The following is a 16,711-nucleotide window of genomic DNA, read 5'->3' on the forward strand; positions in this document are numbered from 1 at the left end:
GAAGAAGAAAGAAACGGCGAAGCTTTAGCCCCCAAAGGCAATGGGGAAAGCAAGTTTTAGGGCCGCCGTGAGCAATAGATTAACGAGGGCAACGGGGAGGAGAAACTTCCAGCCAAAGTTCAAGAGTTGGTCAATGCGTACTCGCGGTAAAGTCCAGCGTAGGAGGACAGCGATAAAGACCAGGGCATAGGTTTTCACGAGGGTCATAATAATCCCCAAGGAGGCGGTGATCACCTGGAGCCAAGGGGTGCTGGGGGCAACGTTTAACCAACCGGCAAGCTTATCGAGGGGAATCGGGAACTCCCAACCGCCTAGGTAGAGAATCGAAACAATCAGCGCCGAAAGCACGAGGTTGACATAGGAGCCAACGTAGAACAGACCAAATTTCATCCCGGCATATTCGGTTTGGTAGCCAGCGACGAGTTCTTCTTCTGCTTCGGGTAGATCAAAGGGGAGTCGTTCACATTCGGCAAGGGCAGCAATCCAGAAAATGAGGAAGCCAATGGGTTGTCGCCAAATATTCCAGCCTAAAATGCCGTAACCGGATTGTTGTTCAACAATGTCAATGGTGCTCAGGCTATTGGACATCATGGCGATCGCCAATACAGCCAGGGCCAGGGGAATTTCGTAGCTGATTGATTGGGCGGCAGCACGCAGTCCCCCCAGTAACGCATATTTGTTATTAGAAGAGTAGCCTGACATCAAAAGGCCAATGGGAGCGATGCTTGAGAGGGAAATCCACAGAAAAATCCCCACGTTCAAATCCGTAATCACCAGGTTTTGTCCGAAGGGAACGATGAGATAGGACAAAAAGACTGGAATGACCACAAGAGCAGGCCCGAGGGTAAAGAGCCAGGGATCTGTTTTAGCGGGGACCACATCTTCTTTAAAAACCAGCTTTAAACCATCGGCCACCGGCTGTAAAACCCCTAGGGGGCCTGCATATTCCGGGCCAACCCGTTGTTGGGCTGCCGCTGAAATTTTTCGCTCTAACCACACCACGACTAAAACACCCACTGTCGCGCCAATAATCATCAGTAACAACGGTAGGGGTAGCCAAATAGTCTTGGCAATTTCATGGGACAACCCAAAGGATTGGAGGGTTTCGATAAAACTACCTTGAAGATCGATTCCTGAGTTCATAGGGGTTCTTTGGCCTGCACGATGGATTGTTAAGGGAATGTATCGAGGCAGGGATTTCCAACAAAAGTGACATCACTGAATTAGTATATCGTTGTTCCGGGAAACTCCGTTATCAGAACCTCTTAGGGAATTTTAGGGGCTATTGATAAGTTTTTCTAAACCAAGGTACGTCAATGGCCACGGCAAAACGCCAGGATTGGAAAATCGCCCTTAACTGATTTGGAAAATAAACGTCACCTTATCGCCTTTGCCTAGACCAATGCGATCGCCGGCCCGGAGTCGATGTCGATTACCGACGGGGAGGGGCACATGGTTGATATAGGTGCCATTGGAACTACCGGTGTCTTCGATATAGTAGAGGCCCGCTTCTTGGCGCAGGTCAGCGTGTACCCGTGATACCACTTCAGAACTCGGAAAACCAGAAACATCAATATCTGGTGGGACGGTCTCATTCGGTTTGCCGATGTGAATCACATCGAGGTGTTCAGGAATTTCTAAGGCCACCTGGGTTTGCACATGGAGCAAGCTGGCGGTCTGCACTTGAATTTGGGTTGCCTGCATTGATCCCTGGACAGTGGTTGGGGCAGGAGCAGGAGCGGGCGTTGGCGGCACCTCTGGGGCAGGGCTTGGTTCTTCAAAATCCAATGTGAAAGGATCAGGCAATTCTGGAGATTCGGCAACGGCAGGGGCAGCGGCTTCTTCTTCCTCGAAAAAATCAGGAAAATCAGGGAAATCTGCTTCGGGAATCTCTGGGAAATCTAGGGTGGGCTCAGGGGGAGCTGTGGGGGGGGCGCTGGCACTGGGCGCATTGGGAACCACAGTTTTGGGTAACTCCTCTGTTACTGCCATGGGAGCGGCCTGTTGCAGGTTAAAGCCACATTGACCACAGAAGGCGGCATTACTTTGGACGCTAGCGCCACATTGGGGACAAGCCGATGCTTGGGGGAGAGGGGTATAACAGGCTTCGCATTGGACAGCGCCGTCAGGATTTTGGTGGTTACAGTTGGGACAACTAATCATGACAGTGGGTGGTCAAAGGGAAAAGAATGGTTTTATTTTAAGGCTCTGGGCGAGATTTCGTTTGATAGATTGCTTGATCGGGGGCGAGGCGATCGCCAGCAGCAGCATCCAGGAGCCACCAGAGGACACCGTGGTCTGGGTTGATCAGTTTACTGGGATAGGCAAACCCATCGGCATCGCTATGGAAAATTTTCTGGAGCGCCTCCTGTTTATTTTCCCCAGCGACTAAGAAAAGAATGTTCTGGGCAGCATTAATCAGGGGCACGGTAAAGGTCAGCCTGGGTTCTCCCTGTTTCTCGCCGACGGTGATGAGGCGATCGCCAACGGTTAGGGCCGCCGTTTGGGGAAAGAGCGAAGCAGTATGGCCATCATCCCCCATGCCCAACAGCACAATATCGAAACTGGGCCAGGGGCGATCGCCAAAAAAATTTCTCAACGTTGCATCATAGGCCGCTGCATCTTGCTGGGGGTCTGCGGCTGCGGTTGGCATCGGGTGAATATTGCCCTCCGGAATCGGCACCTGATCCAGCCAGGCGAGCCGGGCCATCCGTTGATTACTATCGGGGTGATCGGCCGGTACATAGCGTTCATCTCCCCAAAAAATGTGGAGTTGCGCCCAGGGGAGGGATTGCTCTGCTAATTTTTCGTATAAAGGTTTGGGGGTACTGCCGCCGGCAAGGGCAATGGTACAAACACCACGACGGGCGATCGCCTCCTCAATCCGGCCCATGACAATACGCAGCGCCCGTTTAATGAGTTCCGGTTTATCATCCAGGATTTCCAGGTATTTTGTCATAAACTTTACAGAGGACGAACCATGCCCCCTAAAATAGCGTTACTCGTCATTCTAGTGGTGACACCCATAAACGCCCATTGACTGATACATAAAGTATGAATAATGTTCGCCTTGCTTCTTTTACGTCCCTGAGCCTCAAGATTTTGGGGGGCGTACTGTTAATTTCTTCTTTCGTTGATTACGTCATTGCCGCCTTCCCGTGGCTGCCCCTGGACAATGCTTGGCAAATTAATTTCACAAATCAGGTAGTCGGTAGAGGGCTTAACCCTTTGATTGGGATTGTGGCTCTGCTTCTGGGCAGTTGGCTAGATGACAATGCCGGAAAATCAGCAAAACTGCGCGCCTCCATTACAGATGGTCGCTTTTTAAGTTTTCTTTTTTCCCTCGTCCTTGGGGTGATTTTCTTGATCCTCATCCCTATCCACCTCGACAATATGCAGGGCATTCGGGAACAGGCGATCGCCCAAATTGAACAAGAAACCCAACAACGGGAACAACAAGTCCAGCAGCAATACAGCCAACTCCAGGCCCTTGCCCAAAATCCCGAAGCAAAACAACAACTAGAGCAACAAATCCAAGAAATAGAAACAGCCCTCAACTCTGGTCAAATTCCTCCCCAGCAGATCGCTGAAGTCGAAGCCCAAAGACAAGAATTCCTCAACTACCAAAAATTCGTCAATGACCCCGAAGCCCTAAATGCGCGACTGGAGGAATTACAACAAAGCGTTGTTGAACTCCAGACACAACAGCGACAACAAGCCAACCGGAATGTCCTCCAGGAAATTATCCCAACCACTATCCGGAGTCTTTTGTTAGGGATTGCTTATTTGATTGTGGGCTGGCTCGGCGTCCGCAATGCTTGGTCTAACAAAACAAGCCCATCCCAAGGCACGACTCAAACCCCTCAACCTGACACACCTGCTGATTCTGAATAATATTTTTCCTATTTGGGGTGACCTCGACGGGTACTTGTCACCCCATTTTTCCCAGCACAGGAGCACCTAAACACATTGGCAAGCCCAAAGAATTCAGTAAAATAGATTACGTCGTCTTTTTTCTTAACATTTCACTGATTTTGCCGCCCCAGTCCCCCAGAATTTCATTGATCCCCTAGACACACAAAAACGACTTCCCACTACGTCCGTTCCCGTCATTTCGTCCACCATCTCCCTACCAGGAAACCTCGCCCTACCGTGTTAGAACGTCTGAAACAAGATTTAAAAAACGATCTGATTGCCGGGTTGCTCGTTGTTATCCCCCTAGCGACCACCATTTGGTTGACGATCACAATTGCGACTTGGGTGATTAATTTTTTGACGCAAATCCCTAAGCAGATTAATCCGTTCGATGGCCTGGACCCAATCTTGACCAATGCCTTAAATATTGGCGTTGGGATCACCGTTCCCCTGACATTTATTCTGGTGATCGGTCTGATGGCACGAAATTTTGTCGGACGTTGGCTGTTGGATGTGGGGGAACAAATTCTCCAGGGAATTCCCCTAGCAGGCGCAATTTATAAAACCCTCAAGCAACTATTAGAAACTCTCTTGCGGGATTCCCAGAGTCGCTTCCGACGGGTAGTGATGGTGGAATATCCGCGACCTGGTGTTTGGACGCTAGGCTTTGTCACAGGAACAGTCAGTCCCCAATTACAGGCCCAGGTGGCCGATCCTCTCTTGAGTGTGTTTATTCCGACGACTCCGAACCCCACCTCTGGCTGGTACGCAATGGTGCCAGAAGATGATGTGATCAACCTCTCAATGTCCATTGAGGATGCCTTTAAAGTTTTAATTTCTGGGGGCATTGTCAGCCCGGAGGCAGAAACTGAACGAAAATCAGTGCGGGGCACAATTCCCCTCAATCTCACCCGCCGTAAAAAATCCCGTGAATTGGAGCGTCCCCTTGAAGAATTAAACAGTCCCCAGGCGGATATGCTTTCTCTAGAGGAAGAAGTGTAGTTTAATGGTGCCTCTGAGTGACGTTGATTTTCCTTATTGTTTATCCCTAGTTAGACTATGCCCGCCCGTAAACAGCCCCGTAGTGTTGCCCGTGAAATTGCTCTACTGAGTTTGAGCCAGATCAAAGGCAAGCCCGATAAGTTAGAAGCCGTAGAGCTTGATGAATTGATGTTGGCAGCGGTTCGGACCCTGAGTAGCGAAATCCATGACATTTTAGAGGATGCGGCGAGTGAGGTTTCCCGGGCGGAGGAGCAATTACTCAGAAGTGAAACGTTAGCGGTTAATGTCAAGAGTGCGCGCACAATGGCCGCAGATGCCCTGGAATTGACCCGTGCGGCAATTAATCGTTTGGGTCATGTGGTGGAATTGCCAGAATTTTTGCAGTTGACCCGCCAACATGAGGTGCGCAATTTTGCGCTAGAGATTCTCACAACCCTCCGCCGTCGCAATGATCAAATCAAAGAGGTCATTGACGGGTCTTTAGTGGATTGGCAATACCATCGTCTGCCCCGTTTAGATCGGGATATTTTGCGCATCGCTGTGGCTGAAATTTTGTTTTTAGAAACGCCCTATAAAGTGGCCATCAATGAAGCCGTAGAACTGGCAAAACGCTATTCTGACGAAGACGGCCATCGTTTTATTAATGGTGTTCTGCGCCGGGTTAGCGATCGCCTCCGGGCTGAGGACAGCCTCAAATAGATGCCCTTCAGGTCGTTATTATCATTATCTTAAGAAACTCGTCCCTAAGCCAAAAACAATACTGGTGAGCACTAATAGGAGATGTTCGGGGGCGATCGCCACAGTGACGCCAGCGCTACTGAGGATGGCATTCACACCACTACCGAGGGCAATGCCTGCGACCAGGGCGACAAACCCAATGGGGGCAGCCCGTTCAAAGCGCTGTTCTTTACGGTAAAGCAAATAAATATTCGCGATCAATGCCACAGTCAAAAGAGTTGAGGTGAGATCCGTTGCGAGGAATATTCCGGCAATGGCGATCGCCCCATTGACACCGAGGGCAGTATATAGAGTGTTGGTTTCTGGTGTATCCCGTAAATTGACCAACCACTGGGGCAGTTCGGGAGACTTCACCAACGGTTGAGACGCCTGCGCCTTCTTCTGAGAAGTTTCTGCAAAGCGAATTTTATCCGGAACATCTAGGGTGCCCTGTTGTCGTTGTCTAAGGCGATCCATAATAATCGCATCGTAGGCCGCTTCGAGTTTGTCCACTACGGCGCGATCGCCTTCGTATTGGGCGCTTAGTTTTTGTTTGGCTGCTTGGATCTCTTCAAATGAAGCCGTTTTTGCAAGCCCAAGGGTTTCGTAGGGATTTTGTTCGCTCATTCTCCTCCTCCTGTGAGCATGCCACTGGGTTATTGGAACATCCTTAGATTCTTAATCTAACCCAATCATCATACAGTTTATTATTATGAGCGTTTTCCGGTGCGCTTTCCATAGAGCAAAATTTTTTCTGGTGATGATAGCCGGGGCGATCGCCTCAAGACTTGCCCAGACCAGAGAGCATACATCCCCATACCTAACGCTAGCTGATCAACGGAGTAGGTACTCGAACCACTCAGGCTCCCTAACCCGCTGCAATGTACAAAATCTTAAAGACCATCCCAAAGACCCTCCACTAAGCGATCGTGTAGAGGCCAATGAACAGACAAGCACGAAAATACAATCCTCCCAGACTACGGTTTGTGCCCATTGATCGCACTCGGCATGAAAATAAGTCCATTTCGTCGATTGACCCTACCTTAAAAACTCAAGCTTGATCTTTTATGGATCGTCTTTCTTTCGATCTGGCTTTGTAAACATAAGTTTATGTTAATTAGTTAAAGATGCCCTGAATTTTGTCAGTTTCATGAAGCTTCTTTTAACCTCAGATTAATTAGGCACTAATTTTATAGAAAAAAGCTTCATTATATAGAATTTCTAAAAATCAAGCTTTAAAGGGTTGACCTTCCTTTTGAAAGGTAATAAAACTGAAGTACAAACAAATACGTAAGTAACAAAAAGGAGTAAGCCGAAATCTGCCTCAGTAGAACCACGTATTTTTACCCCAAAAAAAGTATTTTATTCATCTTTCTCCTTTGTGAGAAGGTTCATGGAGATCCTTCTGGGGCACTTGAAGCCTCTGCTTGCAAGGATTCAAGCGATATACGTACGTGTTTTCCCAAAAAAATCCTAGAAGTAGGGAGTAGTTCTTCTACCGAGATTTCAAGGAAATCAAGTGTTCTGAGGCTTGGTTTATACGGGAAATTTAGACTTGATGGTTTGGGTCTTACCTTTGCCTAGCAGCAAGACTAAATTAATTAGTTACGCATTTGTTGAAATCAAACTGAATTCTATTGAGGATTCCTTACAATGGCTAAATTCAATTCTTCTACAATCGCATTCGCAACCATCATCGCTTTTGGTGCCATCGGTCAAGCCGCACAGGCTGGCGAAAGCTACGTTACTAACAGAGACATCACTAGCTGGTCTCGAACGACTACTAACCTTACCTTAGACAGTGATGAATGGTCTAATGGTCGCCGTGATTGGGGCAGCTACGCTTACAAAACATATCAAGATGGGTCTGTAACACAGGAAATCGACTGCTACTGTGGTGGCTATGACGTTACGACAACTTTTAAGGACTTTACTTTCCATACTGCCTCTGCTGGTGAAACTGGTTATGAAACTTTCGGCAGTACAACGAAACTTGATGGTAGCATTTTCACGCAATCTGGATCTGACACTACAGAGCATGAAACTGCTGCCGGCAACCGATAATCTCATCGGTAATTTATCACGTAGCTAAGTTTCTAACTATTACAGATAGAATCATGAAAAGAATGCTAGGTTTGGCGATGGCATTGTTCATCGCCAGCCCGGCATCTGCGGGTAATCTGCTCCAGGGAGAGCCTTATTATGATGGTTTATACACAGGCGCTCCTTTATCTTTGGATATAGAGCCAGATCCTTTTGCATCTGTACCCACAATCCGGGCTAATTTTTTTCATTCCATTGAGCCATTCTACGGCGGCTCCACAGAAATTGATATTACAGAAGAATCTCGTGGGCAATCCAGCATTTTCGAAACAGAATTCTCTCAAAATGTAGTTTCTGGATCGATGAACCCCATCAATGGTGGTGTCGAATTCGAAAATTACACAGTCGAAAGTCAATATTCGTACGCATCAGAATTTACAACACGAGGTTCCTCTACAACGGTCAAAGGCTCAGCAGAGACCTATGGCACCACCTTTATTTTTGAAAGCAATCTCTCCGTTGATTTCTAAAGGTTTCATTTATGTTTGGTCGAAAATTCTTCACACTTTTAACGGCTGTCTCCACAGTGTTCCTGACTCCTATTTACGGAGCGGCTCAAACGATGCAAGATCAAAGTAATACGATGAATAATGAAAATTCATTGGGGAATAGTGCGACTGGGGTAGTCAACCAAACCGCTGTGTACAACTTAGGTCAAAGTGCCACCTACGGTTTTAGAGGGATCGTTTGTCCCCGCCCTTCCTTTGTGCTCAGTGGCTCTGCAAATGGCAATACATTTGATGGGGAGAGTTCAAATTCCTACGCTCTTTCCGGTGCCATTATTGTGCCCCTCGGTGGTCAAGTGGGCAGCAACTGTAGAGATTTCAGCACTACCCTACTGGAAAGAGAGCAAGCCGAATTAGCAAAGTTTCAAATCCAATCTTCAGCGGAAACAGTCAAACTTTGTGCTGACATGATTTCTTCAGGCATTCAAGTAGATCCAGAGGTTTATCCAGTACTGGCGCGGCAATGTTCTGCGGTTCGGTTAGTTTCACAAGGACGGGCTTCTAGCACAAATGAAGCCCGACAAAATGAATCGACTCACAATAAGCTAGATGATGATGTAGAATTGTCTGCTAATTACTTAAAAACTGAGTAAATATAATATTTTGAATAGTGAGGAAAAATATCTCAAAGGCTATATGAAAATAAAAAAAGAGCGGCTAAAAAATCTTCAGCTTACAGTGACGCCTGTCTTTGCATTCTAAAGCACTAAAACACAGTCGTTTTTTTACTGACTCCAAGTGTTTTTATTACTATACTTAGAAATTCGTCAAATAGGCATGAAATTGCTGTATTAAAATATCCTACTGTATCTTTTAGTTCACACTATTTTTCTTGAGTTGATTTTGTATCAATAACTTAAGAAAATAAAGTCAAAGTGCTTCTATAATTTAAGATCTATTTTTAAACAGTACAGCTTTACAGAAAGAAAAACCAGAAGGGACGCCTATTTTATCTCGTTTTCTTCCCAGAATAGCAGGACATTTTTTTCTGTAAAAGCAGAGCAATTTGTACTGAAATCATTATCAATAATGACATTAGATTCTTCGATCAAGACATCTGTACCGTTGCTTATATCTGCTTCAGAGCCTAATACAATGGGGTATTGTGGTTGTTGACATGCAGCATTAACGAGTACTTTGACTGGGAATACAACCGAATCATCGCTATAGGTGTAGACATTGGCGTGGTAGTAATAGGTATAGTCATCATAGTCGTAATTATATTCATAACCATACCGATACTGGTAATCAAAATCAATGAATACAGGTTCACTTTTTGCCTGTTGAACAACGATAAATGATAGACCACTAAGGGCTGCTGTAAACAGTTTATTCATTTTGCTTTCTCCATCCCTTGACTTAATTGATCAATATTGGAGCGATCAGTTTGAGTAAAATTTTTTGTAAAAGAACTTTTGCTGAAAGCACATCTCTTGGGTTTGTTGGTGCTTAATGTTGTACTCAGTGCTTTCGGCTATGAATTATTTATGTTTACGATGAGAAAAATTCGAGGTTGAGTGATTGAAATATTGATGCTCTCCCCCTAAATGATAACAATATTTGAGAAAGCATGACTACGTAGTTTAAATAAAAATTCAAGATATGTTTCAATACTCAAAAATAGTGAATAAGTATTGCATAAGCAAAAGGGGTATTGACGACCTTCGTTTAGTAGTCTGAATCTAGTCTGCCTCTAACTTCTTGGGATAAATTGAAGTCTCAATTTTGAAAGCTTAGTGATGCATCTTTTTTCTAACACAATTAATTTGATAGGCAAAGGTTGTCTAAAATTATCAAAAAAAGAAGAAGGAAAAATTTTCTACTTCGGAAAGTCATCGTGGGGATTGGGGAAGCAGCAAAAGTTGCTTTTTATGTTCTGGCTCCCTTCAGGCCGTTTTTAGGGCTTGCCCACTGGTCAAATTGAATTTTTAAAAACTCTGGGGCGGCTCAGGGCGATCGCCATAGACTTTTCGCAGAATTACACTAAAATAATGTGTTAGGGAGGAATATGATCGCACACTAATCAAACAAGCTTTAGTTTGAAGCCTTGATTTACTATTCGCCGAAAGTATCTTGAAGAGTCTATGGCCGGTGCCAAAATTTTAGTTGTTGATGATGATCCAGCAATTCGCACACTAATTGTTCGATTTCTCGGGCAGAAAGGCTATGCAGTGGCAGCAGCGACGGATGGACAATCCGCTAAAGAAACATTTCAATCCTTTAGTCCTGACCTGGTGATCCTCGACATTAATCTGCCAGATACCCTCGGCTATGCCCTCTGTGAGCAAATGCAGGAGTCGAAGGATACTTACGTGTTGATCCTGACCAGTCGCACTGATGCGACCGATAAAGTACGAGGCTTTACCCAAGGGGCAGATGATTATCTGACCAAACCCTTTGACATTATTGAACTTGAACATCGTGTCCATGCGATCCTCCGCCGTCAGCGATCGCCCGTTGCCCCCCCAGCCCAAGACCAAAGCCTCGATTTTGCCGATTTAAACATTGACCCGATGCGCCATGTGGTCGCTGTCAAGGGAGAACCCGTCAACCTAACGGCCCTAGAATTTAACCTGCTCCACTTCCTCGCGAAAAATGCGAACAAAGTTTGGCGGCGCTCAGAACTGATTCAAGCAGTGTGGGGCTACGATTACCTAGGCGATCAACGGGTCGTGGATGTCCATATCGGACAAATTCGTCGCAAACTTGACAACCTCATGCAGCAAGAAAACCCGATCAAAACCGTGCGGGGTGTGGGCTATATGTTTGAAACAACATTAAACTCCTTTAGCGAAACCCGCTGATCAGTTCCCAGTCTGTAGCGTCATCTGACAGGAAAAGACCCCCCAAAAGTGAGGGTCTGAAACCCTATCTTGGTCTTTTCTCTTCCCTCTGCTGCCTATAATTAAGGCTGATCTATTTTTTTGCTTTGCCCATGAGTGAAACCTCGCAAACCATTCAACTCCCCAGCCTAGAAAGTGCGATCGCCCTCTCTGGCGTCAAGGAAGAAAACCTCAAATTTCTATCCCAGCACACCGGCACAACTGTGGTCTTACGGGGACAAGAGCTACTGGTGCGAGGTCGCGAAAAGGCCGTTAATCGTTGCATTAAAGCGCTCTATTTCTTGCAACCTTTTTGGGAAACAGCCCAACACATCTCCCAACCAGATCTACTGACGGCCTTCCATGCCATCGATACCCACCAAGTCGAAGAATACCAAGATCTCCAAAAGCAGACCCTAGGAAAAACCAGACGTGGCGAATATATCCGCGCCAAAACATTTCGACAGCGCCAATATATCCAACTCATTCAAAAACATGACATCACCTTTGGCATTGGGCCGGCGGGTACCGGGAAAACCTTTCTCGCTTCAGTCTTAGCCGTCCAAGCCCTACTCCGGGATGAAGTCGAACGCTTGATTTTAACCCGGCCAGCGGTGGAAGCTGGGGAAAAACTAGGCTTTTTGCCGGGGGACTTGCAACAAAAAGTTGATCCTTTCCTGCGTCCTCTATACGACGCCCTCTACCAATTTATCGATCCGCTGAAACTGCCGGAACTAATGGAAAAAGGGCGCATTGAAATCGCACCATTAGCCTATATGCGGGGACGCACCCTCAGCAATTCCTTTGTGATCGTCGATGAGGCCCAAAATACGACCCCAGCCCAGCTCAAAATGGTGCTGACACGGTTGGGTTTCGGTTCTAAGATGGTGATCACCGGGGACATCACCCAAACGGATTTGCCGAGTCATCAGTCTTCGGGATTGATTATGGCGAGTAAGATTCTCCAGTCTGTAGAAGGGATTGGCTTTTGTTATCTGACAGATGCTGATGTTGTGCGTCACCCCCTCGTCCAGAGAATCGTTAGCGCCTATGATCGATTTGAGAGCCATGGTACGACCAGCCAAAAACGGCGGCCTTTGGGACAAACGAAAGGAGGGTAGCAAGGGGGCCATACCCTAATCACCTATTTTGTTATGACGACAATTCTAGTCATTGAAGATGATGATATTGTGCGGAAGCTAATCCGCAAAATCCTAACGCAGCAGCAATATGCAGTCCTAGAAGCCGCCGGGGGACATCAGGGTGTGCAGTTAGCCTTGGCGCACCAACCGGATTTGATTGTTTGTGATGTGATGATGCCGGGAATAGATGGTTATGGGGTCTTGCAAAAGCTCCAGGCCGAAGCGGCAACGGCAATGATTCCCTTTGTGTTTTTAACGGCCCGGGCGGAAAAACAGGACATTCGCCAGGGAATGCGTTTGGGGGCGGATGATTATTTAACAAAACCATTTACAAAAGAAGAGTTACTGTCGGCGATCGCCATCCGGTTGAGTAAGTTATCTTCTTTGCAACAGCATTATAGCCCCCCAGATGCATCGCCAAAAGCAGCGCCCCAGACAACGCCCCCAGCACTGAGAAATGATTGCGGCGATCGCTTTAGTCTCCAGGAAACCTTCGAGGCAATCGCCCTGACCCTCCAGCAGGACGATGCTGCATTTTTACCGCTATTTGTCGTTGGCTTTGAACGGTTTGCCCAGATCTGTGCTGACCTCGAACCCCAGGAAATTGACATGCTCAACCAGGCGATCATCAATCGTCTAAATCAAGGGATCCAAGGGCGAGGAAGAGTCATTTGTTTGGCGGCTGGGGAATTTTGCCTCGTTTTAAATCGCGCCTATGTCCAGGCCGATACCGGGGCGATCGCCCAGGAAATCCTTGCTGCTTTCGAGCAATTTTTAACCACTGCCACCGAGGAGTTTTTCCTGTCCGTGAGCCTAGGGATTGCTGAGTATCCCCAGGATGCCGACAATCTCAGGGATTTAGTCGCCCAGGCCCAGGCCGCCCAGCGCCAGGCCCAAAATTTAGGGGAGCCGCGCTATCAATTTGCCAACGCAATGACGCCGCAAAGTTACCCCAAGGGCCTTGATCTAGCCGATGATCTGCGGGACGCCTATCACCAGCATCAGTTAACGGTTCATTATCAGCCCCAATGCCAACTGCCAGGAAAAGAGATGGTGGGGGCGGAGGCCCTGCTGCGGTGGGAACATCCCCTGAGGGGTTCTATTCTGACTGAGGAAATTTTGGCGATCGCCAACCCCATCGGTTTACTCGAACTTCTCGATCAATTTGTGCTGACCCAAGCCTGTCGTCAGCTCCGCCGCTGGGCAAACCAAGACCATCAAACGTTCCAAATGGCGGTCAACCTCTCGGTGACTCAATTTAATCAACCCCACTTCCACCAAGATCTCAGCCACTTACTGATTGAAAATGGCTTAAACCCGGCAAACCTCGTGTTAGAACTCACGGAGTCAACCCTCTTAGACAATGCCCCGTTAACCATTCGCCGCCTCAAGGCAATCAAAACCCTCGGGGTCAAAATTGTTCTGGATGATTTTGGTCTGGGTTATAGCTCTTTGGCTTACCTCAAAAAATTTCCCTTTGATTTCCTCAAACTAGACCCTAGCTTAATCCGTAATATCCACCAAAAATCGGCACAACAGACAGTAGTGCGATCGCTAATTAACACGGCCCACCAACAGAAACGCCTAGTGATTGCGGAGGGGGTTGAAAACGAGACAGAATTAGAGTGTTTGCAGCAACTCAACTGCGATCGCGCCCAGGGTTTTTTATTGGGCTATCCGATGAGCGCCCCAGAACTAGAGCAGTTACTCTTGTCCAAGACAATATTTCCCCATGATTCGGTAATCTTTGATGCCCCTGACCCCTAACACCACGGCCCCAGTGAATTCAGTGAATTTTGACCCAAGGCGATCGCCGCCAATCTCCCTGCCGGATAGCCCCTTAAAAATCGGTAACGTTGCCCTCCAGAGCCGTGTCCTCCAAGCGCCCCTATCGGGGGTCACAGATTTAGTATTTCGTCGCCTGGTACGTCGCTACGCCCCCAGTTCAATGATGTACACCGAAATGGTACGGGCCCAGGAAGTCCACCACCTCCAGACCTTACCGAGGCTCATGGAGATTGACCCAGGGGAGCAGCCGATCAGCATTCAACTGTTTGACTGTCGCCCTGATTTTATGGGGGAAGCGGCAAAAAAAGCCGTGGCCGAGGGCGCCCAAACCATCGACATCAACATGGGTTGTCCGGTGAATAAAATTACCCGCAAAGGAGGTGGTAGCTCCCTCCTGCGGCAACCAGAGGTGGCGGTGGCGATCGTTAAAGCAGTGGTGGAAGCCGTCGATGTGCCTGTGACCGTTAAAACCCGCATTGGTTGGGCGGATGCTGAAATCGTGATTGTTGACTTTGCCCGCCGGTTAGAAGATGCCGGAGCGCAAATGCTGACGGTGCACGGTCGCACCCGGGCCCAGGGTTATACCGGGAAAGCCCAGTGGCAGTGGATTAAAAAAGTCAAAGAAGTCCTCTCGATTCCGGTGATTGCCAACGGCGATATTTTTTCAGTGGATGCGGCGATCGCCTGCCTGGAAGAAACCGGGGCCGATGGGGTGATGTGTTCCCGGGGAACCCTTGGTTATCCGTTTTTAGTCGGCGAAATTGATCATTTCCTCAAAACGGGACAGCGGCGGCCCCAACCGACCGTGGTGGAATTGCTCCAGTGCGCCAAGGAACATTTGGACGGGCTCTGGGCCTACAAAGGACAAAAGGGCATTTACCAATCCCGCAAACATTTGACCTGGTATTGTCGCGATTTTCCCGGAGCCGCAGATTTTCGCGATCGCCTTAATAAAATTAACACTGTCGCCGAGGGTCAGGCCCTCCTGGATGAAGCCATTGAGCAGATACAAAACCAAGCCAGCATTCCCGTCGTCAAAACACCCCAACTGGCGGTGATTTAACCCTTTTTGAGTTTACGAAACACCTCGTACATTTCCGGTAAACGCTTGTAGATAGCCGAAACTTTCCGGTAAACCGCATTGGGTACTGCCGGACTACCAGAGACAATTTCCCCAGGGGCGACCCGATTATTAATCCCGGTTTGGGCGGTGGCGATCGCCCCATCACCGATCACTGCTTGGTTCGCGACGCCCACCTGACCCCCAAGGAGCACATTATTCCCGACGGTGACGCCCCCTGCTAAACCCACCTGGGCAGCAAGAGCACAGTTCGAGCCGATGGTTCCCCCATGGGCTACATGGACGAGATTATCCAGTTTGGTTTGGGTTTTAATGCGCGTTTCCCCGACGGCGGGCCGATCCACCGCACTGTTACAGCCAATTTCAACGCCATCTTCGAGGACAACAATTCCCGACTGTTCCATCTTGAACCAGCCCTGGGCCGTGGGCACAAAGCCGAATCCTTCCGCCCCGATCACCGCGCCGCTATGGATCACACAATGATTACCAATCTTGACCCGCTCGTGGATCGTGCAATTGGCATGGAGTAAGGTATCCGCACCAATTTCCACATCGGGATAAATCACCGCATTGGCCATAATGCAAGTGCGATCGCCAATTTTTACCCCCGGATAAAGCACCACATGGGCACCCACCGAGACATCTTCACCCAGCTGCACCGACGGATCAATAACGGCGGTGGGATGAATCCCCGGTGCCGGACGAAACGGTTGATAAAAGACCTTGATTGCCGCCGCGAACAATAAACGCGGTTCCTTGGTACTAAGCCAAGCCAAACCGCGAGCCGTCGCCCGTTGTTGCAAATCTTCATCCGCTGGCAAGATTAACGCCGAAGCTGCCGTTGTATCGACCCTTGCGGCAAATTTCCCCCCTTCGATGTAGCTGATTTCCTGGGATTTTGCGGCATCAATGGCGGCGACCCTCGTAATCTCCGGGTCACTTCCGAGGGAATGATCGATAATGAGATCAGACTTTAAAACTTGAATTAATTCAGAAACGTTCATCGAATTTTATCTATAGAAAATGACGATTAATCTAAACAAGGGCCAAGGCATTTCCCTCAAGAAAGCTGCACCAAGCCTCACCGCCGCTTTTATTGGTTTAGGTTGGGATATAAAGCAACAGGGCACAGGGGCAGACTTTGACCTTGATGCTTCTATTTTTATGCTAGGGAATAATGGCAAGCTCATTTCAGACCAGCACTTCATTTTTTACAATAACTTGACGAGTCCCGATCCTGAACAAGCCGTCAAATTAATGGGAGACAATCGCACGGGGGCTGGTGAAGGTGACGATGAAGTGATGATCATTGATTTTCGGAAAGTGCCGGAAAATGTCGCCACAATTGTGGTCGCGATTTCGATCTATGACGGGGAGGCGCGGCGGCAGAACTTTGGTCAGGTGCAAAATGCCTATGTGCGCTTGGTGAACGTGGAAACGAAAGCAGAGGTATTACGCTATTCTCTCCAGGAACATTTCTCCAGTGAGACGGCCCTGATTATGGCAGAGGTCGTTAACGAAGGGGGCGAATGGCGTCTCAATGCAGTGGGTGATGGTTACCAAGGGGGCTTGCAAACGCTGCTCGACCGCTATCAATAGTGTTTTGGCTTGCTGGTTGAGGAATTCGGGGAAGTT

At 48.0% G+C, this 16,711-nt stretch carries 17 protein-coding genes; 11 read left to right on the forward strand and 6 right to left on the reverse strand.

What is annotated here, in order from left to right; translation table 11 throughout:
* Positions 1-24: 24 nt before the first annotated feature.
* From nuoH to pgl, 3 genes are all read right to left on the reverse strand, one after another.
* Positions 25-1,143, reverse strand: coding sequence for an NADH-quinone oxidoreductase subunit NuoH (gene nuoH / locus AWQ23_RS04790; RefSeq protein ID WP_030007840.1), 1,119 nt, complete (start codon positions 1,141-1,143; stop codon positions 25-27).
* 210 nt (positions 1,144-1,353) lie between these two features.
* The gene (locus AWQ23_RS04795; protein ID WP_062433092.1) at positions 1,354-2,163 is read right to left on the reverse strand and encodes an FHA domain-containing protein; all 810 of its coding nucleotides are present in this window, start codon (positions 2,161-2,163) and stop codon (positions 1,354-1,356) included.
* Between the two features lie 37 nt (positions 2,164-2,200).
* Positions 2,201-2,959 carry a 6-phosphogluconolactonase gene (pgl, locus tag AWQ23_RS04800; RefSeq protein WP_030007841.1) on the reverse strand — a complete coding sequence of 253 codons (759 nt, stop codon included), beginning with the start codon at positions 2,957-2,959 and terminating at the stop codon, positions 2,201-2,203.
* Positions 2,960-3,054: 95 nt separating this feature from the next.
* Between pgl and AWQ23_RS04805 the strand changes: the two genes are divergently transcribed.
* The 3 genes from AWQ23_RS04805 to nusB all read left to right on the forward strand — a co-directional run bounded on the left by AWQ23_RS04805 (position 3,055) and on the right by nusB (position 5,616).
* Positions 3,055-3,894 (forward strand): HpsJ family protein, encoded by an 840-nt coding sequence (locus AWQ23_RS04805; RefSeq protein ID WP_062433096.1) that lies wholly within the window; start codon positions 3,055-3,057, stop codon positions 3,892-3,894.
* A gap of 258 nt (positions 3,895-4,152) precedes the next feature.
* Positions 4,153-4,917, forward strand: coding sequence for a DUF502 domain-containing protein (locus AWQ23_RS04810; protein ID WP_012306558.1), 765 nt, complete (start codon positions 4,153-4,155; stop codon positions 4,915-4,917).
* Positions 4,918-4,974: 57 nt separating this feature from the next.
* Positions 4,975-5,616 (forward strand): transcription antitermination factor NusB, encoded by a 642-nt coding sequence (nusB, locus tag AWQ23_RS04815; protein WP_012306559.1) that lies wholly within the window; start codon positions 4,975-4,977, stop codon positions 5,614-5,616.
* 24 nt (positions 5,617-5,640) lie between these two features.
* On the opposite strand, the gene AWQ23_RS04820 is transcribed toward nusB, so the two are convergent.
* Positions 5,641-6,261 carry a CPP1-like family protein gene (locus AWQ23_RS04820; RefSeq protein ID WP_062433099.1) on the reverse strand — a complete coding sequence of 207 codons (621 nt, stop codon included), beginning with the start codon at positions 6,259-6,261 and terminating at the stop codon, positions 5,641-5,643.
* A 1,026-nt stretch (positions 6,262-7,287) separates the two neighbouring features.
* On the opposite strand from AWQ23_RS04820, the gene AWQ23_RS04825 reads away from it, so the two are divergent.
* From AWQ23_RS04825 to AWQ23_RS04835, 3 genes are all read left to right on the forward strand, one after another.
* Positions 7,288-7,698 carry a hypothetical protein gene (locus tag AWQ23_RS04825; protein ID WP_030007845.1) on the forward strand — a complete coding sequence of 137 codons (411 nt, stop codon included), beginning with the start codon at positions 7,288-7,290 and terminating at the stop codon, positions 7,696-7,698.
* 53 nt (positions 7,699-7,751) lie between these two features.
* The gene (locus AWQ23_RS04830) at positions 7,752-8,207 is read left to right on the forward strand and encodes a hypothetical protein (protein WP_143596760.1); all 456 of its coding nucleotides are present in this window, start codon (positions 7,752-7,754) and stop codon (positions 8,205-8,207) included.
* Positions 8,208-8,299: 92 nt separating this feature from the next.
* Entirely contained in the window at positions 8,300-8,836 is a 537-nt protein-coding gene (locus tag AWQ23_RS04835) for a hypothetical protein (protein WP_143589360.1), read from the forward strand.
* 351 nt (positions 8,837-9,187) lie between these two features.
* Here the strand turns inward: AWQ23_RS04835 and AWQ23_RS04840 are convergent, their stop codons facing one another.
* Complete coding sequence (locus AWQ23_RS04840) at positions 9,188-9,580, reverse strand: hypothetical protein (protein WP_062433103.1); 393 nt, start codon at positions 9,578-9,580, stop codon at positions 9,188-9,190.
* Positions 9,581-10,327: 747 nt separating this feature from the next.
* Between AWQ23_RS04840 and AWQ23_RS04845 the strand changes: the two genes are divergently transcribed.
* The 4 genes from AWQ23_RS04845 to dusB all read left to right on the forward strand — a co-directional run bounded on the left by AWQ23_RS04845 (position 10,328) and on the right by dusB (position 15,058).
* Positions 10,328-11,047, forward strand: a complete 720-nt coding sequence (locus AWQ23_RS04845; protein WP_030007285.1) for a response regulator transcription factor — start codon at positions 10,328-10,330, stop codon at positions 11,045-11,047.
* A gap of 131 nt (positions 11,048-11,178) precedes the next feature.
* Positions 11,179-12,186 (forward strand): PhoH family protein, encoded by a 1,008-nt coding sequence (locus tag AWQ23_RS04850; protein WP_012306566.1) that lies wholly within the window; start codon positions 11,179-11,181, stop codon positions 12,184-12,186.
* Positions 12,187-12,219: 33 nt separating this feature from the next.
* The gene (locus AWQ23_RS04855) at positions 12,220-13,974 is read left to right on the forward strand and encodes an EAL domain-containing protein (protein ID WP_062433106.1); all 1,755 of its coding nucleotides are present in this window, start codon (positions 12,220-12,222) and stop codon (positions 13,972-13,974) included.
* Positions 13,958-15,058, forward strand: coding sequence for a tRNA dihydrouridine synthase DusB (gene dusB / locus AWQ23_RS04860; protein ID WP_232308962.1), 1,101 nt, complete (start codon positions 13,958-13,960; stop codon positions 15,056-15,058). The genes AWQ23_RS04855 and dusB overlap by 17 nt, the downstream gene beginning before the upstream one ends.
* On the opposite strand, the gene lpxD is transcribed toward dusB, so the two are convergent.
* The gene (gene lpxD / locus AWQ23_RS04865; protein WP_062433108.1) at positions 15,055-16,080 is read right to left on the reverse strand and encodes a UDP-3-O-(3-hydroxymyristoyl)glucosamine N-acyltransferase; all 1,026 of its coding nucleotides are present in this window, start codon (positions 16,078-16,080) and stop codon (positions 15,055-15,057) included. The two genes, dusB and lpxD, sit on opposite strands and share 4 nt — an antisense overlap.
* 19 nt (positions 16,081-16,099) lie before the next feature.
* Here lpxD and AWQ23_RS04870 point away from each other — a divergent pair, with 19 nt between their 5' ends.
* Entirely contained in the window at positions 16,100-16,675 is a 576-nt protein-coding gene (locus AWQ23_RS04870; RefSeq protein WP_062433111.1) for a TerD family protein, read from the forward strand.
* Positions 16,676-16,711 lie beyond the last annotated feature (36 nt).

The sequence above is a fragment of the Picosynechococcus sp. PCC 73109 genome (assembly GCF_001521855.1).
Lineage (GTDB): Bacteria > Cyanobacteriota > Cyanobacteriia > Cyanobacteriales > MRBY01 > MRBY01.